The sequence below is a fragment of the Aliikangiella coralliicola genome, from assembly GCF_007004725.1.
Taxonomy (GTDB): Bacteria; Pseudomonadota; Gammaproteobacteria; order Enterobacterales; family Kangiellaceae; genus Aliikangiella; species Aliikangiella coralliicola.
Window position 1 is genome coordinate 179082 of sequence record NZ_ML660171.1, and the last position, 21864, is coordinate 200945.

The 21864-nt window shown below is 42.1% G+C and carries 14 protein-coding genes; 11 read left to right on the forward strand and 3 right to left on the reverse strand.

What is annotated here, in order from left to right; all coding sequences use genetic code 11:
* Position 1: 1 nt before the first annotated feature.
* The 5 genes from FLL46_RS24390 (at position 2) to rimI (ending at position 5931) form a co-directional block, all read left to right on the forward strand.
* Positions 2–2461 carry an acyl-CoA dehydrogenase gene (locus tag FLL46_RS24390; protein ID WP_142934645.1) on the forward strand — a complete coding sequence of 820 codons (2460 nt, stop codon included), beginning with the start codon at positions 2–4 and terminating at the stop codon, positions 2459–2461.
* A 290-nt stretch (positions 2462–2751) separates the two neighbouring features.
* A complete protein-coding gene (locus FLL46_RS24395; RefSeq protein WP_142934647.1) occupies positions 2752–3417 on the forward strand; it encodes a YiaD family glycine zipper/OmpA-like lipoprotein in 666 nt (221 codons plus the stop codon).
* A 278-nt stretch (positions 3418–3695) separates the two neighbouring features.
* A complete protein-coding gene (locus FLL46_RS24400; protein ID WP_142934649.1) occupies positions 3696–4535 on the forward strand; it encodes an ion transporter in 840 nt (279 codons plus the stop codon).
* Positions 4532–5425 (forward strand): uracil-DNA glycosylase family protein, encoded by an 894-nt coding sequence (locus tag FLL46_RS24405; protein ID WP_142934651.1) that lies wholly within the window; start codon positions 4532–4534, stop codon positions 5423–5425. Before FLL46_RS24400 ends, FLL46_RS24405 begins: the two co-directional genes overlap by 4 nt.
* Positions 5426–5475: 50 nt before the next feature.
* Positions 5476–5931: a ribosomal protein S18-alanine N-acetyltransferase gene (gene rimI, locus FLL46_RS24410; RefSeq protein ID WP_142934652.1), complete on the forward strand. Its 456-nt coding sequence runs from the start codon at positions 5476–5478 to the stop codon at positions 5929–5931.
* Between the two features lie 32 nt (positions 5932–5963).
* Here rimI and fabF read toward each other — a convergent pair whose 3' ends face one another.
* Entirely contained in the window at positions 5964–7187 is a 1224-nt protein-coding gene (gene fabF, locus FLL46_RS24415; protein ID WP_142934654.1) for a beta-ketoacyl-ACP synthase II, read from the reverse strand.
* Positions 7188–7515: 328 nt separating this feature from the next.
* On the opposite strand from fabF, the gene FLL46_RS24420 reads away from it, so the two are divergent.
* Positions 7516–8928, forward strand: a complete 1413-nt coding sequence (locus tag FLL46_RS24420; RefSeq protein WP_142934656.1) for an MBOAT family O-acyltransferase — start codon at positions 7516–7518, stop codon at positions 8926–8928.
* The gene (locus FLL46_RS24425; protein ID WP_142934658.1) at positions 8903–10177 is read left to right on the forward strand and encodes a hypothetical protein; all 1275 of its coding nucleotides are present in this window, start codon (positions 8903–8905) and stop codon (positions 10175–10177) included. The genes FLL46_RS24420 and FLL46_RS24425 overlap by 26 nt, the downstream gene beginning before the upstream one ends.
* 74 nt (positions 10178–10251) lie before the next feature.
* On the opposite strand, the gene FLL46_RS24430 is transcribed toward FLL46_RS24425, so the two are convergent.
* On the reverse strand, positions 10252–12249 hold the full coding sequence (locus tag FLL46_RS24430; RefSeq protein ID WP_342779821.1) for a DUF1631 family protein: 1998 nt from the start codon (positions 12247–12249) through the stop codon (positions 10252–10254).
* 138 nt (positions 12250–12387) lie between these two features.
* Positions 12388–12918 (reverse strand): sugar O-acetyltransferase, encoded by a 531-nt coding sequence (locus FLL46_RS27920; protein WP_210418812.1) that lies wholly within the window; start codon positions 12916–12918, stop codon positions 12388–12390.
* Positions 12919–13172: 254 nt separating this feature from the next.
* Between FLL46_RS27920 and FLL46_RS24440 the strand changes: the two genes are divergently transcribed.
* From FLL46_RS24440 to FLL46_RS24455, 4 genes are all read left to right on the forward strand, one after another.
* Positions 13173–13748, forward strand: a complete 576-nt coding sequence (locus FLL46_RS24440; protein ID WP_142934662.1) for a DUF416 family protein — start codon at positions 13173–13175, stop codon at positions 13746–13748.
* Positions 13749–14280: 532 nt separating this feature from the next.
* Positions 14281–15420 (forward strand): efflux RND transporter periplasmic adaptor subunit, encoded by a 1140-nt coding sequence (locus FLL46_RS24445; protein ID WP_142934664.1) that lies wholly within the window; start codon positions 14281–14283, stop codon positions 15418–15420.
* Entirely contained in the window at positions 15417–18659 is a 3243-nt protein-coding gene (locus FLL46_RS24450) for an efflux RND transporter permease subunit (protein ID WP_142934666.1), read from the forward strand. The genes FLL46_RS24445 and FLL46_RS24450 overlap by 4 nt, the downstream gene beginning before the upstream one ends.
* A 64-nt stretch (positions 18660–18723) precedes the next feature.
* Positions 18724–21801: an efflux RND transporter permease subunit gene (locus FLL46_RS24455; protein ID WP_142934668.1), complete on the forward strand. Its 3078-nt coding sequence runs from the start codon at positions 18724–18726 to the stop codon at positions 21799–21801.
* Positions 21802–21864 lie beyond the last annotated feature (63 nt).

Sequence of the window (21864 nt, forward strand, 5' to 3'; positions counted from 1 at the left end):
AATGGTTATTTTAACCCAAATACTTGTTTTAATTGGTGTTATCTGGGCGTCGGCCTACATGCGCGCACGCATGGGGACGGCATTGACCGTTGCTGGTGCAGCGCTCGTACTACTAACAATGTTTGGGGAGTTTAAAGTCATTCCCTGGTTGTTATTCGGCGCTGTTGCCTTGCTATATTTTGCCGACGATCTTCGTAAGGACAAAATTACTCGCCCAATTTTTAAAATGTTCCGATCCGTTCTTCCGCCGATGAACCAGACAGAGCGCGAAGCTTTGGAGGCCGGTGACGTATGGTGGGACGGGGAGCTATTTAAAGGTAACCCAAACTGGAAAGAAATGCTGGCATACGAAAAACCTGAGTTAACTGAAGAAGAACAGAGCTTCGTTGATAATCAGGTTGAGACTGTTTGCAATATGGTTTCTGATTGGGATATCAACTTTAAAGACAAAGATTTACCGCAAGAAGCTTGGGACTATCTGAAAAAAGAGGGCTTCTGGGGACTGATTATTCCAAAAGAGTACGGTGGTAAAGGGTTTTCAGCACTAGCTCACTCTACCATCGTAAGTAAGTTATCCACCCGAAGCGGCGTATTGGGTGTGACGACAATGGTTCCAAACTCTCTGGGACCAGCTGAACTTTTACTTCATTACGGCACTGAAGAGCAAAAGAACTTTTATCTGCCACGACTGGCCAAAGGCGACGAGATTCCTTGTTTCGCGTTAACAGCACCTAAGGCTGGCTCTGATGCGGGCGCTATTCCTGACACTGGCATTATCTGTAAAGGTGAACACGAAGGCGAAGAGGTTCTCGGCATTCGCTTAAATTGGAACAAACGCTATATTACGCTGGCGCCGGTTGCGACTGTACTTGGACTTGCATTCAAGATGTATGACCCAGACGGTTTGATAGGCGATAAAGAAGATATCGGCATCACCGTTGCTTTGATTCCAACTAGCCACCCAGGCGTTGAAATCGGTGAACGTCATTATCCGATGGGACAGGCATTTATGAATGGTCCAACCCGGGGTAAAGATGTATTTATACCCTTATCCTGGATTGTCGGTGGTCAAGACTATGCCGGGAAGGGCTGGCGTATGTTGGTTGAGTGTCTGTCTGCGGGCCGTGGTATTTCATTACCTTCGTCTTCAACTGCGACTGGAAAGCTGGCTTACCGAGCTACCGGTGCTTATTCTGTACTGCGAGAGCAATTCAAGACGGAAATTGGTAAGTTTGAAGGGGTGGAAGAAGCTTTGGCGAGAATTGCCGGCTCAACCTATCAATTAGAGGCAACTCGACTAATGACTGCCGGTGCGGTAGATGCTGGGGTTAAACCTTCAGTGGTCACTGCAATTGCCAAGTACCATATGACTGAAGCCGCAAGAGATATTCTCAAGGATTCTATGGACGTTCACGGTGGTCGTGGAGTCATTATGGGAGAACGAAATTACCTCTCCAGTGGCTATATGTCGATGCCTATCAGCATTACTGTAGAAGGTGCTAATATCCTCACTCGTAACCTGATGATTTTTGGTCAGGGTGCTGTGCGATGTCATCCGTTTGTCTTCCGTGAGATGCAAGCAGCTGCCAACCCCAATGAACAGCAAGGTGTAGAAGATTTTGATTCGTTGTTTTTCCGCCATATCGGCTATGGCCTGAGCAACTTTATCCGTAGTATCAGCATGGGACTAACTTCAGGCCGGATAGTTAAAAAACCGGTACCAGGACCAACTGGCAGGTATTATCAGCAACTCACGCGAATGAGTTCGGCGCTAGCCTTGGTATCTGACCTGTCAATGGCTGTACTCGGTGGTGAATTAAAGCGCAAAGAGCGACTGTCTGCCCGTTTAGGTGATGTTTTAAGTTATCTCTATTTAAGTTCCGCAGTGTTGAAATATTACGAAGATAGCGGCCGTCAGGAATCTGATTTGCCTTATGTGGAGTGGAACCTGAAAAATAATCTTCACCTGATGCAAAAAGCATTTCTTGAGTTTTTCGAAAATCTCAGACCAGCCTGGTTGGGTAAAGTGTTGAGAAGAGTCGTATTCCCATATGGAATCTGGTACAAAAAACCGAGCGATTACTTAGACCATACAATTGTTAAGTCGATGTTTAACCACAATGAATTGCGTGATCGATTAACTTGCAACATCTTTGTTGGTGACGAGAATGATCCGGTGGGTAGAATTGAAAATGCGTTTAACAAAGTATTGGCAACAAAAAGTGTAGCGCAGAAAATCAAGAAAGCGGTGAAAGAGGGCAAGCTGGCTCCAGCGAGAGAGCTTGAAGAAACAGTTGCTACTGCACTTGCCGCCGGTATTTTGAGCCAGCAAGAAGCAGATGATTATCTAGAGTCTGAAGCACTTCGTCTGGATGCTATTCAAGTTGATGAATATTCTAAAGAATATATTGCTGGTCAATTTGAAGAAGGGCTTAAATCAGCGCCGGAAAGAGCTGCCTGATAACTGGCTTCGGTTTTTGACTGACAATAACTATATAACCATCACAAAGACTTAAAAGCCACTCAACATGAGTGGCTTTTTTGACCTGGTACATAAATTCACAACAAACTCGTTTTTTCTTGAGTTTGACGGTGCTATTATTGCCCCATCAGTTCAGCCTGGATTAAGCTAACAACGCTAAAATCCAAATATCAACTGTGTTTACTGTAGATTAAAACGTGGCTTATTTAAGCTGTGAATGATTGCAGTAATTCAGGACTCAAATTTTAACAAAGAAAAGGTTTTTCGATATGTCTGCAAAAAAACTTCAATTTATTTCAATCGCGCTTGCCAGTTCTTTAGCTTTTGTCACCGGGTGTCAAACCCTTGACCCATACACTGGCGAAAAGAAAACCAGTTCCGCGGTTAAATATGGCGCTATCGGTGCAGCTATCTGCGGAATCATCGGATCAAGAGATTCGGGGAAACACGCACGGAACGCGGCTGTTGGATGTGGGGTCATTGGCGCTTCTATCGGTGCTTATATGGATTCGCAAGAATCAAAGTTGCGCGAATCATTACAAAATACGGGTGTTAGCGTGCAACGTGAAGGCGATCAAATTCGCTTGATTATGCCGGGCAATATCACATTCGCGACAAATAAATCTCACGTCCAATCTGATTTTTACCCAGTACTTGATTCAGTTGTTACGGTATTAAAAGAGTTTGACGAGACTATTGTTGAAGTTCAAGGATTTACCGATTCTACCGGTTCTTGGGAACATAATATGAAACTGTCAGAGTCTCGCGCTCGCGCGGTTGCTGGTTATCTTGAAAGTGGCGGTATCATTTACCAGCGACTGGTGACTTCAGGAAAAGGCCCATCTAATCCTATCGCGTCAAATAGCGATGCGGCAGGACGTGCACAGAACCGACGTGTTGAAATTCGATTAAGAGCAATTGAAGCCCAGGGATAATCAACTGCTTTGAGAAAAAGCCACTTTTCAGTGGCTTTTTTTACGGCTTTTTTTTGCCATTTTTGCAGAAAAACCTTTTTCTCTAAGAAATAGGATGATTTAAGCAAAAAGTGTAAAATTCGAGTATAGTAGTTCCGTCTGCCATCGCGCTATTTATAAACTGAGTGCTCAGCAAAAGATACCTTAACAGATAAGCACATTTAAAAAAGAAAACTGGCTAAATTCAACCATAACCCTTTGAAATTGCTGTCAGTTTAATAGAACTCATAAAAATATCCATGGGAAAAAAACTAAAAAAATATAGTCAGGGAGAACCCTTAGCACCCTGGCGAGAGAAAATTCACGAAGTAATCTTTGAAGCCGACACGCCAGCAGGAAAAACATTTGATGCAGTATTAATTGCAGCAATAACGCTGAGTGTTATTGCAGTAATGCTCGACAGTGTTGAGACGATAAAGTATGAGTATGGCCATATACTCGATATTCTGGAATGGGGATTTACTTTCCTATTTTTGGTTGAATATATCCTCAGATTAATTTCTGTTAGAAAGCCATTGCTGTACGCCACGAGTTTCTTAGGTGTCGTTGATTTACTATCGATTCTTCCAAGCTTTGTGAGCCTTTTTTACACCGGGGCGGAAACACTGTTAGTTATCAGGGTTTTGAGAGTTTTAAGGGTTTTCCGCGTATTTAAGCTGGCTGAATATCTTGGTGAAGCTGATTACCTGATGAGAGCGCTTCGCTCGAGTCGGCGTAAGATAGCCGTTTTTCTCTATACTGTATTTATATTCGTGGTGATTTTTGGCTCGATCATGTACTTGGTGGAAGGCGAAGATAGTGGCTTCACCAGTATTCCAAAGGCTGTTTATTGGGCAATTATTACACTAACGACCGTGGGTTATGGTGACATAGTGCCACAAACTCACCTGGGGCAAATGATTGCATCGACGGTGATGATTATGGGGTACGCCATTATTGCTGTGCCCACCGGAATATATAGTACTGAATTAGCCAAAGTTTATAAACAAAGTATCACTAACAATGCTTGTATTAACTGTGGTGAAGAGGGACACGATGAAGATGCAATTTTCTGTAAATTTTGCGGTGAAAAATTATGAATGAGTCAAATGCATTTCAGCCATTATCCGAGGCACAGCGCCTGGCCTATTTGCAAGCGATGGAAGTTCCGCTATGGATACCAAGAGATTTGCCTGAGTATGAAGTAGAACTTGAAATTGAGTCTGAAAATGCTCAACAAATTGCAATGGCACCGGTTGAAAGTGTTGCGCAAAAGATTGACCAATCAATTTCTGAAATTAAAGCGTCTGCTGCATCTGACAAGATGCCAACGGAAAATTTTGCCGGTGTCAATGAAAGTAAGGAAGTTGAAGCTAAGCATAACAATACAACAAACACGCATAAGACCAATCACGCACAGTCACAAATTGGTGAAACTGAACAACCGGTTGTTCATGCTGTCAGTCAAACTACCGCTCAAAAGAAGCTGGTGAGTGGAAGCTATCTAAAGTTAATTTCCTGGCGATCCACTAACAAAGCGGACAAGCGACTTCTTATTATTTGCCGGCACCATAAAGATCAGCCCGCACAAAGTTTTGCACGATCAAACGGGCCGAGCCAGTTTATGTCCGATTACCTGAAAGCATTACAGGAATATGTTGCGGTTTCGGGCGCTGAAATTGAAATGCGTTTAGCACATTTAACTGAGGCTGGATTAGGAAGTGACTGTGAGCCTATGACGCAGAAGTTAACTGAATTGAAACCTGATTTGGTGTTAGTGCTTGGCGAAGAAGGTGTACGTCATTTATTTGATAAAGATGCGACCGTGTCGGAGCAGCGAGGAAAGCTGCAACAAATGGAAGGTGGTTTTGAGGCCTTAGTCAGTTATCACCCGTATAGCTTAATTTCCGACCCGCCACTTAAGAGAAATGCGCTCGAAGATTTGAGGTTGGTTGCTAAAGCTTTACTAAGAGAAGAAAAGTTAATTTAAATTTGGCAGGTTTTGATTTGTGAGGCAAATAGTTTGAGCGATTTTATTCAGTGATTAATTCAAATGATTTGGTTATTGTCCCAGCTGATATTCTAGATTTAAAGTCAATGCTTGCGGTCGAGCAGGCAAGCCATCAACACCCCTGGAGCGAAAATATGTTAGCCGAGAGTCTCAACGGCGAGCATCGCTGTTGGGTGCTCAAGCACAAAAAGCAAGTCATTGGACATTTAATCGTATTACCTGTTTTTGACCAGGTCGAATTGCTGGATATTGCTGTTTGTCCACAACAACAAGGGATGGGGTTGGGTCGTTTGTTGATGGAGCATTTAATTCAATTTGTTAAAGACAATCACATTGTGAGTATTTTTCTGGAAGTTCGACAGTCGAATAAAACAGCGATGAAACTGTATCAAAATTTTGATTTTGAAGAAATTGGTGTACGAAAAAATTATTACCCCTGCAAGCAGGGGAGAGAAGATGCCGTGGTAATGCAATTCACTTTATGAGCAGGTTTAAGCCTTTACAAGTAGAGGTTGAATTAGGCGACTTTTTTCAACAACAAAGAAGCATTGGTACCACCAAAGCCAAATGAGTTTGAAAGGGCATATTCAATGTTTTGAAACTCGGCGGCATTAGCGGTGTAATTCAAATCGCAATCTGGGTCTGGCGTTTTAAGATTTATCGTCGGTGGAATTTGACTCGCCTTTATTGCTTCAATGCAATAGATCAATTCAACTGCACCCGCAGCCCCGAGTAAATGACCTGTCATCGATTTAGTCGAACTGATGGCAACTTCAGATGCTCCGTCACCAAATACATTTTTAATCGCCAGTGTTTCGATTTTGTCATTAAGTGGCGTTGAAGTTCCGTGAGCATTAATATAACCGACTTGCTGCGGCGTAATATTTGCCATATCAACGGCTTTTTGCATTGCTAAACTTTGGCCGACACCGTCTGGACAAGGTGCGGTAAGATGGCTTGCATCTGAGGTTGCCCCAAAGCCGGCGATTTCGCCGTAAATAGTTGCGCCACGTCGAATAGCGCTTGCCATATTTTCTAATACAATAATACCGGCACCTTCTCCTGATACAAATCCACTTCGTTGTAAGTCAAAAGGGCGAGAAGCATTTTGAGGATTTTCTGTTTCAGTGTTGAGTGCATTGAGCCGAGAAAAACCGGCCAAACTCAGCGGAGTAATGGTTGCTTCCGCACCGCCGGTAACAACCGTGTCGACTTCGCCGACAGCGATCATTTTACAGGCGTCCATTATCGCGTGAGCGGAAGTTGCACACGCTGAACTGACACCGTAGCTTGGGCCGCGAAAACCAAATCGGGAGGAGATAACCCCTGATGCCATGCCAATCACTGACGATGGTATAAAGAATGGCGTAACGCGGCGAATTTTTCCATTGATAAGCTTAGAGTGTTCGCGCTCAATATTGCTAATTCCACCCTGGCCCGAACCGATGACAACACCAACATCTTTAAGGTCTTGAATGCCAGCGTCAAGTACCGCTTCTTGAGTTGCAATTAAGGCGTACTGGATGAATGGATCAAAGTGTTTTATTTCCTTGCCTTCAATAAAATCTTGTACGTTAGCTTTAACTTCTCCTGCGATTTTTATCGGGAAGTTTTCTGTGTCAAATTTCTGGATAAAATCGATACCTGATTTACCGGCCACGACACTCTGCCAATTTTCTTCAACGGTATTACCGGCGGGCGTGATAGCGCCTAAACCTGTGATTGCAACTCGATTTAACATAAGTATTTCTCATACTGCTAACATATTACATAAATTATCAGCTTGTAATGTTTCAGCAATGTGGCTAAATTATGTACGTTTGGTGACAACGAAAAACGATTTTAATACGTCTAAGTTGCTGACGGTTTATTAAATGATACTTGGCAGGTGAGTGTTTGGTAGATGATTGCTTGGCAGGTGGTTAGACTGTCACTTTCAGATATCGATTGAGGAAATTAATCGATTATAAAGTCGGTGGCTATCCTGAGCTTGCTGAATAAGTGGCTGTGAGAAACTGATTCAAAGAATAAAAATTTTATTTCAAACATTTTCTGGGGAATAACCAACGATGATATTTAACACCCCGATATTTTTTGCTTTCTTTATTATTTTTCTATTTTTTTATGGTTTTGTCTTTCTCAGACAGACACCAAAAGTTTACTTTACTCTGGTGGCAAGCCTCGTTTTCTACGGTGCGTGGAATTATAATTTTATTCCGCTATTGGTCGGCAGTGCCATCGCTGATTATTTCATCGCTCAAGCGATTGGTGCGTCGTCGGATAAGCGGGCTCGAAAAGGATTGGTGACGCTTTCAATTGCAATCAATCTCGGTATTTTAGGCTTATTTAAGTACGCTGACTTTGTATTAGTTTCGGTTGCAGATTTTTTAACACTGTTTAATTATCAGGCTTCCTTACCGGCGCTTGAATGGATATTACCTGTCGGTATTTCTTTTTACACTTTTCAAAGTTTGAGTTACACCATTGATGTCTATCGTGGTGATATGAAGCCGCGTAAAGGACTCGTTGAATTTACCGCAGCATTATCTTTTTTTCCGCAGCTGGTGGCGGGGCCAATTTTAAGGGCGCGACAAATATTGCCACAAATGCATGCCATAAAGGTTCCTCAATGGGAGCAGGTAAAGCATGGCTTTTTATTAATAACTGTTGGGCTGATGAAGAAGACGACTGCCGACTTGTTAGCGGGGCCGGCGCAACTTGCATTTGATGCTGAACAATCGGTTAGTCTTATCGAAACATGGACTGGTGTGCTGGCATTTGCCGGTCAGATTTATGGGGATTTTTCTGGCTACAGCGATATGGCTATTGGGCTCGCCTTGCTACTAGGATTTCAAATTCCTTTAAACTTTCGTGTTCCTTATTTTGCATTGTCCCCAGTTGATTTTTGGCGTCGTTGGCATATCTCGCTGTCTACCTGGCTGCGTGATTATCTGTATATTTCATTAGGTGGAAATCGAAATAACCGATATCGCAATGTGATGCTCACCATGTTATTGGGTGGATTATGGCACGGAGCTGCGTGGACTTTTCTCGCTTGGGGAGTATTTCATGGCATTATTATTAGCGTCACTCATTATTTAGCGGGATTACCGAAATTCGCTAGCTTTGTCGAAAATAAATCCAAAGGAATTGTAATCATAAAGTGGGCGATGACCTTTTACTTGGTATTGCTCGGATGGGTATTGTTCCGTGCGCCAGATTTATCAAGTGCCTGGTTAATGCTTATCGAAATGCATGGATTGAGCGCGCCGCTACCTGAATCTGGAAATGTTGCTTTGTTAATTTTTGGATTGGCGATACTCGCTTTGTTGTTAATGCATTTGTTAGATTATTTTGTATTGAATCACTCGGAAAAATTGAAGAAAAAAGCTTGGCTATTCTGGTCTTTATTGGTGATTGGTCAAGGCTTATGTTTACTCGTTGGAGAACCCAGTAATGAATTCATCTATTTCCAATTCTAATTCAAACCCTGATTCAGGTTCTGATTCAAATTCCGGTTCAGAACAAGATGGAAGTGTGGCTCTCAATCCCAGAAAAGCCTATTTGAAAATCTGGCTAGTCGCTTTGCTGGGCATGGCGGCAGCCATGCTACTCGTTAGACTGTTTACCTTTGCCATGGGAGTTAAAGGAGAGAACTTTCTGTCACGGGTTTTTGAAGCTGTTCATGCATTGCCGGTTATGACCGAAGAAAAAGTAGACCATGTGATGGTGTTTGGTTCATCAATGGTACATGCTGGATTTTCACCGCGTCAGTTTGACCGTGAAATGAAAGAGAAGGGGATCGATATTAAATCTTATAACTTTGGATTCGGTGGACTCAACCCTTATTTTCAGGATTATTTGTCGCGGAGGATTAAGGAAAATTATCAAAAAAATAATAAACGAGTTAAGTTGGCAATTTTAGAATTTAATCCATTTCAAACAACTAAAAATCGATTTAACGGCGCAAAGGCAATTATGGACGCTTATGTTGGAATGCTGGCAAGTGAAGAAGAGCTTAAAGAAGTTGCTTTGTCTGATCCGACGAGAGGTGCGTTAATCTACAATATTCATTATATTCGTGACAATATTTCTGCAGAAATGATTACCTTTTATTTTGGCAGAGGTTTGTTCAGCCAGGAACGCCCGAAACCTGAGGCGGAAAAAGACTCTCAGGAGATCATTGACCGGCGTCGAGAGTTAGGCGATGAGCTATCAACCAGGTTTAAGCAAGATTACCCAGATTATAAAGATGAGGATTGGTCGTTATCGTGGCAGGGAGGGGGAACTATTCCAGAAGAAAGATCGGCGGAAACAATCGCGGTATTCAAAGAGTATTATGAAACCTTGCGTACGCCTTATCGAATGGAGAGTGATAAACTCTGGCGTGAACGCTCGGCGGACATTACTCATCTTCACTTTGAGGAAGAATTAGTTAAAGCTTTTATTCGTATTGTTAAAAACTTTCAACAGTTTTCCGATCAGGTCGAAGTTATTTTATTGCCAAAAAATTCTAAATGGATAGTCAATACGCCAGAAGCGCTTGAAAGGCAAAATAGGGTTTTACGACGGATTGAAATGGAAACAGGTATTAAGATTAAGGATTTTCAAAACATACCATCGATAACGCCTGAAATGTTCAGCGATACGACTCATCTGGCGCGTTACTCTGGAGATATTGCCTTTACTCACGCTTTGGTTGAAAACTACGCGAATGATTTAAAAGAGTAAAGGAGTAAAAGAGTAATAGAGTAAAAGATGAACAGTTCTATTTAACCGAATACAGTCTATTTTTTACAGAGCGATTAACTTCGCTCAGATTTTAAATTTCGGACATTAGATATGACCGAAGCCAGCGCCTGATCGAAAAGGTCGTTTTTCTGCTTGAGTTGAAGTCTATCTGCTCGATACATAATTGCTAGTTCTTCGAGAGAGCATTCCTTTACTTTAACCCCGGTTCGGTCAGCAAAAATCATTTTCCCGGATGACGCTATTTTAGCCGCCAGCCGACATTTTTTCATCACGTTATCAACTTGAATTTCAACCCAGCTGCCAACAGTTAGATGAGATAGACTTTCCATCACTTGTAGCACTTGTTTTTGTTCTTCTTCTTGTGCTTTTTGTTCAGCAATTAACCTCGCTTTTTCGGCAGCTAATCTCGCTTCTTCCTGTTGTTTTTTGAGTTTCTCAAGTTCGGCTTCTTCTTCCGCTCGCTTGAGCGCTTGCTGTTTTAGGTGCGTGGCAACTACCTGATCAATAACTGAGCCGTATGCGCGCTCAAACAGGGGAGTATTATCAAGAATAATGACGTGCTTATTTTGGTAATAGTCAATCAGTGTTTCACTGTCTAGCTCTGCTATTTTGGCGCCGCTGCCACTGACAAAAATATACTGGTCAGTTTGGTCCAGGTAAGTCGCTAGCTTGCACCGTGTAAAATCGCCATTCATTTCAATATCAAACCACCGCCCCGGTTTTAACAGCTTAATTAATTTCTTGCTAGCCGCAGCATCTTTTTCTTGTCTGAATGGAATATTTTCAATAATGATTTCATTGTCAGTCGAATTTTCCGGCAATCGATTAAACATATATTCGGTCCAGGTTTCGAGTGACATTTTTTCTACATCGACATTTTCTATTGGCTCAATTTGTTGTTGTGTTTCGGATGAATGATCTTCCTGGTTCATATCAAAGGGATCGGCAGGTTTTAACCTGAGGATTTCTTCTTCCGGTTCTTTTTCAATAAAAGTTTGTACTTGCATCACCAGGTTGGTGTGAAAGGAGTCTAGCTCTTCCATGAAAGCATCGGTTTCTGCAAATGAATAGGAAGTTTTTTCTAAGCCATTTTTTAACGCGTCGAGTAAAATGGGTTGGAGTTCGAGAAACTTATCCAGTTCATCAACTGAGTTTAAAGGTTGTAAGCTGACGAGTAGTTGTTTTGCAGTATTAATTGAAACAATTGGCTTAGATTGATCGTTGTCACCAGATTTTAATAATTCCAAATAAACCACGTGTTTCCAAGCGTCGTGAATTAGCTTTTGAACAAATTCCGGCGTATTTTGTTTGTTGATTATTTGGTTAAGCGCTTGGTCCGCTCTTGATTGTGCCAACTTGGCCTTGGCTCTACCATGTTCGGCTTCGCGTATGCGTTTTTCGAAGATCTCAGTTCGTTTTATCAAACTACTTGAAAACTGTGTAAATTGCTCGCAAGCCGTTTCGAACAGGCTGGCTAAATCTTGTTCGATACTTGCCTTAAGAATTTGAGCTGTAACCTTATTGATTTGTTCTTTAATTAAATTTGTCTTCGAATCTTTCACTTCCCAGAGTAAGCCGACTTTACTCATTTCATTAAGTAATATTCGAGCTGGGTGACTTTGATCCAGAAATACACTGTTGTCGATGAGTGATAGCTTTAAAAATGGGACACGTAAACGAGCGATTAAATCAATGATTTCTAATCTCAGGTTTTTGTCGTTCAAGATAAAGTCGAATAGATTATCGAGCAAAGAAATTACGTTTTTAAATGGTGCAGATAATTGAATATCCTGTTTTGACTCCAGCGACTCTAGTAAGCTTATTGAAGAATAATCTTCTAATAGTGTTTGCGATTGCTTGACTTGTTTGTGCAATAAATCGTCAATTTCAGCAATTATCGCTGTTTGACTGGCCGATGAATTATCATTTTCTGAAATCGCATCAAATAACTGTTGAATAAACACATATTTGTCGACTTTTTGATTATCATTGTTCGGTAAGTTGACGTCTTGTTGACCGAATGAGTTGTTTGACATTTTTTGATTTAAAATCGTGTTAAAAGTACCGAGTGTTTAGAGTGAATCAGGAATCTGACCTATTTTATCAATTATTCCTTCCGTGACAATAGTTACAAGTATAGTCACAAAATAACTGGGTGACATTGAAAATGAACGAATCAAATAAGTTATTTAGTCGTCCAGTCGGCGCTCCATTCGGGCGGGGTTACCTAAGTACAAACAATTGCTGTCGAGGTCACGAGTGACAACGCTGGCAGCGCCAATAACAGCGCCATCGCCAATAGTGACGCCTGGTAGAATAATTGCACTAGCACCAATCCAGACATTTTTACCGATAATGACGTCTTGACAAAAATTCTCTTTTTTCAACCTTTCTTTGGGAGAAAGTGCATGGTTGATGGTTAATATTTGGACTTTGGGGCCGATTAAACAATCATCGCCAATGGCGATTTTTCCACCATCTAACAAGGTACAATCAACATTTATGTAGACACGATCACCCAGCCTGATTCGGTCACCATAATCACAATAAAAACCTTGTTCAATAAAAACTTCATCGCCACAGCGAGAGAAGATCGTTTTTAATTTCTTGAGGTTGCCCTTGCTGGGGCTTCGATTAAATTGTCTACATATGTCGTGGACCCGGTTTCGCTGCTCTCTCAATTCAGGAAGGCGACTGTCAAATTGTTCCATTTTAGGCATATTGTTGATCACCGATAACGGTAAGTAACTGATTGTGGTCAATATGAGTAGTTTACTTTGTTTTTTTAATATTGATAGAGACTACAGCTATCTTTCATGATGATTTGGCATGCAACTAAACGGTTAGCACAAAGAGAATTATTATTGAGACTAAAATATGGAACGACGAAGCGGTTTTATGTGAGATCTTGTTGAGTTTAATTACAAGGCGTATTAAGGTGCGTCAATCGACGACCAATATCAATTAATTTCCTATGAACTTTGATGCTAATACGCTTAACTTCTGGCAACAGCAAGTATTCGCGGCTGCGCTGATGCAAAGAATGTTGCCGAATTATGCGTATTTTTCTCAAACTGCTGAGTTTGGCGATTATTCGATTCTGACTAATCAACTCGACCTGGTTTGGCAAAAATTAGCCGGGTTATCTATCAAGTTTAATGTCGACGCTCAACTGGATAAACTCCAACAAGAAACACCCAACGATTCCAGCTTTGAAATCTACGCTGTTTACCCTGCTATTGATGTTTGTACTGGCATGGAGTGTTTATTTCTGTCATTTCAGGATAAAGAAATAAATTGCGCTCGGGAAATCAGTCAACTGTCGCAAAGTTCTGTCTTGGCCTACCTGGAATTTATCACAATGCAACAATCGCAGCGGCAGGCTGACGAGGCCACTTTGAAAGAAGACAACTTGTTTTTATGGGAAATGGAAACACAAAGAGAAGTTTTTGATTTAGTCACTTTGATTAAACCCAACAAACAAGGTTGCCAAAAAATAAAGTCATTAGTCATGAATGAGCGATTATCTAGCCTGGCCATTGAGTATTAACGACCAAATTCTAGCCGCTAATCGCTACCAATAACATGGATTACGTTGGTAGTAACATTAGTACTTTGAGTCACTCGAATTTGCCTGTTTTGGACGCGAGTAACACTTTGAATGTTAAGAAAATATCTGCCTCGAATTCAGGCTATCTAAAGTATTGGTATAGTGAAAAAGCCTCTTTTCCTATTTTTGTTTAATTGTTAAAACAATTGATTGACTCCTGGTTGAGGCAAGACTTTTCATCGAAATTGCGCTTAAGGCATTGAAACATGGGCCTTTTAACTGAAATTTGAGGCTATGAATCACTTAAAAGCTGTTAGGCGTAAATCATTGAATTAGCCATTGTGCAAACCATTCGGAAATTATTACGTCTTAATAGTCGTCCTCGGCGGCTATTTTTATCCCGAATTCAGGTTACATAGTATACTTAAGGACTGTTATTGATCCGAAAATGTAAATATTCGTAAATAACTAAGAAACTCTTTTTTACTTTTAAGATAATAGATTTCAATTCATTATAAGGCCTGTTTACCGTATGAGTATTTTGTTTAAACGACCTCACTCCTTTGTTTACCTGCTTATTCTTTCGATCTTTTGTTTGGCTGCCTGTTCAGATAACAGTGCTAATTCTAAAAGCAACGCTAAGGCAAAAGGGAAAGGCCGAGGGGCCGCCAAATCTGTTCCTGTCGAAGTTGGCCATGCAGAAATTGGTACTGCGGCTTCTTATTACCTGACCACTGCAACGATTGAACCCAGCAGCGATGCACAGATTTACGCGAGGGGAGCGGGTGTTGTCAGGCAGATATTTCGAGAAGAGGGAGATGATGTTAAAGCGGGCGAAATTCTTCTGCAATTAGAAGATGATGACCAGAAGTTAAGATTAAAACAAGCCAAACAAAAATTGGCGAGTGCTGAGCGAGAGTTTAATCGTCTCAATAAAATGCGCAATGCAGGGGCGGTTTCTCCGAACGAGTGGGAAGTTGCGAATACCAACTACCTGACAGCACAAACCGATCTGGAACTCGCTGAACTCGCGCTATCTTACACCAAGGTTGCCGCGCCATTTGATGGTCGCCTGGTATGGAGAGATGTTGACCTGGGTGCACATGTGCTAAACGGTAATTTATTGTTCAGAGTGATGGCGATTGATCCACTGCTGGTAAGAGTTCATGTGCCGGCTAATCGAATAGGAAAGGTCGCGAAAGGACAGTTGGTTGATTTAAAAGTAGATAGTACACCAGACACTCTACAGGGCGTGATTGATCTGGTTAGTCCCATCGTTGACCCGACGACAGGTACGGTAAAGGTAACAGTGCGTTTAGATCAATATCCCGCAAGTGTACGACCTGGGGATTTCACTGAAGTAAAAATGATCACCGATCAACGTGAGAATGCGTTGCTCTTACCTAGTGTTGCTTTAATTGAAGAGCGTGGTCAGTACTATTTATTTGTGGAGGAAAACAATAAGGCCGTACGAAAAAATATTGTTGCCGGTTACATTATTGATGATAAGACTGAAGTGGTTAGCGGCATTAGTCAGAGTGACAAGATTGTTGTCAAAGGACAGAGAAATCTGAACGAGGGTAATGATATTCGTGTTTTAGATCCTGAAGCTAAGTCACCACAACAAGCAGAAAAAGACAAACCAAAGAAAAAGCAGGGACGTGATTCATGATCCGTCAGGCGGTCGAGTTTTCAGTAAAACGTAAAGTCACCGTGCTGATGGTTGCGGTTGCGACCCTGGCATTCGGTATGGTTGGTTTTTCTCGATTACCGATTAATTTACTTCCTTCGTTAAGTTATCCCTCGTTAACCGTGCAAACCGAGTTTCCTAATGCAGCCCCTGCAGAAGTCGAACAATTAATTACTCGGCCTGTGGAAGAAGTTGTCGGCGTTTTAAAAGGACTTAAAGAAATTCATTCAGTTTCCCGCTCTGGCATCTCAGAGGTAACGCTTGAGTTTGGTTGGGGGGCTGACATGAGCGAGCTCGCTATGGATATCAGGGAAAAACTCGATCGTCTATTTTTGCCGCTTGAAGCTGAAACGCCGATTGTTTTGCGATTTGACCCATCATTAGATCCGGTTTTGAAATTAAGTATTAGCGGCGACTTGCCGTTAACCCAGCTCAGGCTTTTAGGCGACAAGGAAATTAAAGAAGGTCTTGAGCGAATTGAAGGTGTTGCGTCTGCGAAAATTCAAGGTGGTGAAGAAGAAGAAATTCATGTGAACATTAATCAGGGAAAAGTTGCCGCAATGGGAATTTCTCCTCAAGAACTCGAATTGCTGTTACGAAACTCCAATATCAACCGGCCTGGCGGCTCGTTAAAAAACAAACAAACTCAATTATTGGTCAGAACTCTCAATGAATATGACAACCTTCAGGAAATTCGAGACTTGCGAATTACACCGCCTGGAAAAGTTGCCGTGCGACTGGGAGATGTAGCTGAAGTTATCTGGTCGAGCAAAGACCGAGAAGAAATTGCACGCTTTAATTCCCAAGAAGGTATCTTGGTATCCCTGTACAAAGAAGGTGATGCTAACACTGTTGAAGTGGCGGCAGAGGTTAAAAAGCAATTAAAGGCATTAAAGCGTAAGTTGCCCAAAGGGGCCTCGATTGATGTTCAGTTTGATCAGTCTCGCTTTATCGAACAGTCAATTGATGAAGTAAAAAAATCGTTGTTGATTGGCGGTCTGTTAGCAATTTGCGTTTTGTGGATCTTTTTACGGGATTTCCGTTTAACTGCGATTATTACCACGGCGATACCATTGTCTGTAGTAGCGACATTTATTTTTATGTACCGCTCCGATGTTTCCCTCAACATTATGTCATTAGGCGGACTAACGCTTGGTGTCGGAATGTTGGTTGATTCAGCGATTGTCGTGTTGGAATCAATCCACCGACAACGTGAAAAAGGATTAAGTATTGCTCAAGCGGCAATTGTTGGAACCAGTGAAGTTGGCGGCGCAGTGACGGCTTCAGTGTTAACCACTATTGCCGTATTTATCCCTATTGTTTTTGTCGAAGGAATCGCCGGTCAGTTGTTTCGTGATCAGGCATTGACGGTGACTTTTAGCTTATTAGCTTCGCTAGTGGTTTCCTTTACACTAATTCCGATGTTAGCCTCACTGGGGAAGTCGTCAGCTCGAAAAAAGTCCGCTGTTGATGATTTAAAATCAGTTGATTCCTCAACAACAAAAATAGAAAACGCTAATCAAACTGACAAAATAACAAAAGCAGACAGAGAGTCCTTAGGTTTCTTTTCACGATGGTACGAATCGGTTTTGCGTAAAGCGCTAGCGATAAAATGGTTAACCGTTAGTAGCGGTTTTATTGCGCTATTTTTTGCAGTACAACTGCTACCTGGAATTCCCACTGCACTGATTCCGCAGATGAGTGAAGGTGAGTTCTATTTTGATATCAGTTTGCCTGAAGGAACTGCATTACCAACAACCAATCAAGTCTTAACCGGCATGGAAAATGTCGCCCTGGCTCATCCCGATGTTGCTAAAGTGTATACGTCGGTTGGTAGTCGTAATGTTAGTGGTGGGCTTTCGTTAAAAACCAAAGATGAAAATCTGGGGCAAATCAGCGTGGTTATTAAAGATCGTAGCGATGCCCAAATGGAAGAGCGTGTCGCTGAGCATTTAAGGCAACAATTTAATGATATTCCACAAGCTGATGTGCAGTTTGGCAGACCTTCCTTTTTCAGTTTAAAAACACCGTTGGAATTATTATTTTTTGGCGAAGATATCAATTTGTTGCGTGAGTACAGCATGCAACTTTTACCCGAGCTTGAAAAAGTTGAAGGGTTGGTAGACATTCAGGCGTCGTTAGAAACCGGCAACCCAGAACTGATGATCCAGTTTGATCGCCAAAAGTTGGCGCGCTTGGGATTCTCTATCCAAAATGTGGCAGAGACATTAAATCAACGGGTGAACGGCAGCATTGTTTCACGATTTCAACAGCCGGATCGACAAATCGATATTCGATTACGCAATCGCGAAGTTGATAGAGATAGTGTGACCGATATTGAAAATATTGTCATTGGTCAAGCACAACAAAGGCCGGTTACCTTAAGCGCCGTTGCAACGGTAACATCAGCACAAGGTCCAGCTGCTATTGATCGAATACAGCAATCCAGGGTGGCGATAATCGCAGCCAATTTTAAGCAACGAAGCTTAGATGATGTGGTTGAAGAATTAGCGCAGGTCATTCGAAATAATCCTCCGCCGATCGGTATTGTTTTTGAGTTCGGCGGTCAGAAAAAAGAAATGGAAAAATCTTTTGATAGTATGTTATTTGCGGTGCTGTTGGCGATTTTCCTGGTTTACCTGGTGATGGCGGCGACCTTTGAACACTTAGGACATCCGTTTGTTATTTTGTTTACCATTCCATTAGCGATGATTGGTGTGATCGGCGGGCTCTACGTTAGTGGTTACGCCATTAGTGTTATCTCCTTAATCGGTGCTGTCTTTTTAGTTGGTGTGGTAGTCAATAACGCAATCGTTTTGGTTGATGCCATTAACCAGAGTCGACGTAGTGGGCGAGATAAATTTGAGGCCATTGTCGAGGCTAGCAAGTCCAGATTGAGACCCATTTTAATGACCACTTGCACCACTGTGTTAGGGCTGTTGCCGATGGCTATCGGATTTGGAGAGGGGGCTGAACTCAGGGCTCCGCTGGCTGTGGTTGTATCTTTCGGATTAGTCATCGCTACAGGATTAACCTTATTTATTATTCCTGCAGCTTATCTAATCATGCCATCTCATGTTACCACTGATGAAGAACTACAAATTCTTGATGAAAGGGTGGCAAAAGCAGAAGAAATTGAGAGTCATCACGAGCAACCAAATGAAGCGTCGAAAGATAATCCGATTGCCGATAAATCGATCGAACCTGCACCCGGCCGTTAATAGCTGATAGCTAAGTAAGACTTCGAATTGCCAGGTATTGTTTAAGAGTGAAGAGGTAAAGATCATGACCTTACCAGAAATAGCTGTTAAAAAGCCCATAGGCACCTTAATGGCGCTGATTAGCATTTTGGTGCTTGGTATTATTGCTTTATTCAAACTTGAACTGGCGTTCATGCCTGAGTCAGAGCAAAGAAATTTATTTGTAGTGGTCAACTATCCCAATGCTTCGCCAAAAGCGATCGAGCGGATGATTGTTAAACCCATCGAAGAGAGCCTTGCGTCAATGAATGGCCTTGAACACATGTGGTCTAACAGTGATTCTCGCGGTGGCCGAATTAATCTTAATTTTTCATTTAACGTCAACATGGCTTTGGCCAGGGTGGAAATACACGAACGACTCGATCGTATTAAAGATGAGCTACCCGAAGATCTGGAAAGAATTGTTATATCTGAAAACTGGAATCCGCGTGAGTCCGGCGAAACCATTATGGAAGCGCGTTTAAGTTCCGGCAGAGACTTAAGTAAAAACTATGATTTACTCGACCGGAAAATCGTTAAACCACTAGAAAGAATTGCGGGCGTTGCAGTGGTGTCACTTGATGGTGTTAACCCGCGAGAAGTCAGAATAAATCTCGACCTGCAAAAACTTAAACGACATCGTATTGATGCCAGATCTGTGTGGCGTGACATTGCTCAGAATAATCAGAATGCTGCCATCGGTGTCGTCAGAAATTCACAGTCTAAAGTGTTATTGCGGTCGGTTGGCGCGTTTAAAACTGCCGATGAAATTGGTCGTTTGCCCTTAACTGGATCGCAATTAAGATTATCAGATGTTGCAGAGATTAGTTATGAAGAGCCGCCACTGGAATATGGTAGACACCTTGACGGTGATTTTGCAATTGGACTAAATGTTGCCAAGGAATCATCAGCAAATACGATTACAATCACTGATGCGGTTTACCAGAAAATCGATGAAATGCAAAACGATCCTGAATTGGATGGAATTAATTTCCTGGTTTGGCAAGATCAGGGCAAAGAAATTCGCAACACTTTGGGAGACTTAGAGCAAACCGGCTTCTTCGGCGCGATACTTGCCACTATTGTTTTATTTTTATTCTTAAGAAAAGTTTCGACTACAATTGTGGCCGTTGCCTGTATTCCATTTTCACTGATTGTGGCTTGTGGCGTTATCTGGTTGCAAGGCAAGTCATTGAATACTATTTCGTTATTAGGTCTTATTGTTGGCCTCGGAATGTTAGTGGATAACGCCGTTGTCGTAATGGAAAATATTGACCGTTATCAAAAGAAAGGCTATGACGGTCGAGTCGCGGCAATATTAGGTTCGAAAGAAGTTTCAATCGCTGTTATGACAGCAACTCTGACGTCACTGATCGTTTTTTTACCAATGATTTTTTCCAAGCCTACGAACATGAATATTGTTTTGCAGGAGCTTGGTTTAACCATTTGTATTACCTTGATTGCCTCCCTGGTAATTAGCCAGACTTTGATTCCACTCGCATCAACGCGACTATTAAAGAAAAAGAAAACGGTGACTAAAACGCCAATCATGGACTGGTTACAAAAGGTTTATTCGAGAATACTTGGGTTTACATTGAAACATCGCTGGATGGCTGTGGTATCAGGATTCGGTGTTTTGCTCGCCACTATTTATCCGGTCAAAAATATTAACTTTAATTTTGATGCCGCACCCACCGAAATGTTTGTAGGGATCCGAATTGATATTAGTGAACCTATGTCATTACAGGCAAAAGAAGCCCTTGTTACTCGTGTCGAAAAATCTTTAGCGCCTTACAAAGAACAACTTAATATTAAGTCCATTTATAGCTGGTGGAGTGAACAAAACTCGATTACTCGTTTATATATGAAACAAGGTTTCCAGAATGAGGAAGAAATGAACAAAGTTCGCCGTCAGTTACCTGAGTTGCTCCCTGTTATTCCCGGCGTTAAGCTTCAGGTCCAGGACAATGGGCCATTTTGGCGTCGTAATAGTGGTAAGCGCGTTGCAGTTCGGTTAAACGGACCTGATACTGAAACTTTAGGTGAGCTTTCTGAGAAGGCGCTTCTAAGAATTGAAAATATACCAGGTTTATTTGATTTTTACTCCACCGCAGAAGGGGGAAGATTGGAGCTTCACGCTGAACTCGATCGCGATCGAATGTCTGGTTATGGTGTTGCTTCTAATCAGCCCGCCAGTTTAGTTGAAATGACTTTTAGAGGTCGAAACTTACCGCGCTTTAAAAGTGAAAATGGTGAAGTTGAAATGCGATTATTGCTCGGAGAAGATCAGGACACTCATGTTTCTGATGTGAAAAATTTAACCCTGGAAAAGTCTGACGGTTCAGCAATTGCACTGGATAGTATTTCGAATTTTGCGACGCGCAAAGGCCCAGGACGAATTCAGCGGCAAAACAAAGTATCCAGCATTTGGGTTGGAGCTAGATTTGAAGAGGGTAAACGTAAGGAGTATCACAAGCAGATTGTTGAGCTATTAAAAGACATGCCGCTTCCGACAGGTTATCAATGGCAGTTTAATAATCGTTGGCGAGGAGCTGAACAGAGTCAGGAGGAGTTTGTGCTGAATCTGCTGTTGGCGCTCGGTTTAATTTTCGCGGTGATGGCGAGTTTATTTGAGTCAATGCGTCAGGCAATAGCGCTGATGATTAGTTTACCCTTTGCGCTTGCCGGGGCTTTCTGGACCTTGTTTTTATTTGGCATTGATTTCGACCAACCTGCTTCAGTGGCGGTTTTGTTGTTGTTAGGCATTGTGGTGAATAATGGCATTGTGATGATCGAACACATCAATCTTTATCGTCGCGAAGGCTGGGAGCGATCAAAAGCGATGATTCAAGGAGGGAAGGAACGACTAAGGCCGATTATTATGACCGCTTTAACTACATTGGTGGGTTTGATTCCTATCGTGATTCAAAAGCCTTCGCTAGGCGGTGTGTACTATTATTCCATGGCTTACGTCATTATCGGTGGGTTATTGTTTTCAACAGTGTTAACAACGGTGTTTTTGCCGGCGACAATTTCTCTGGTTGAGGATACGCCGGGCAGGGTTGCCGCGCTTTTTCGGTGGATTGGGTCTGCGTTTAGAAGGAAACAGCCTGCGAGTCAGTGATTGTTGTATGAGTTGTGATCTTAGACTCGTTCGGGTTAATTGTCTGAAAGCTAATTCATGGTT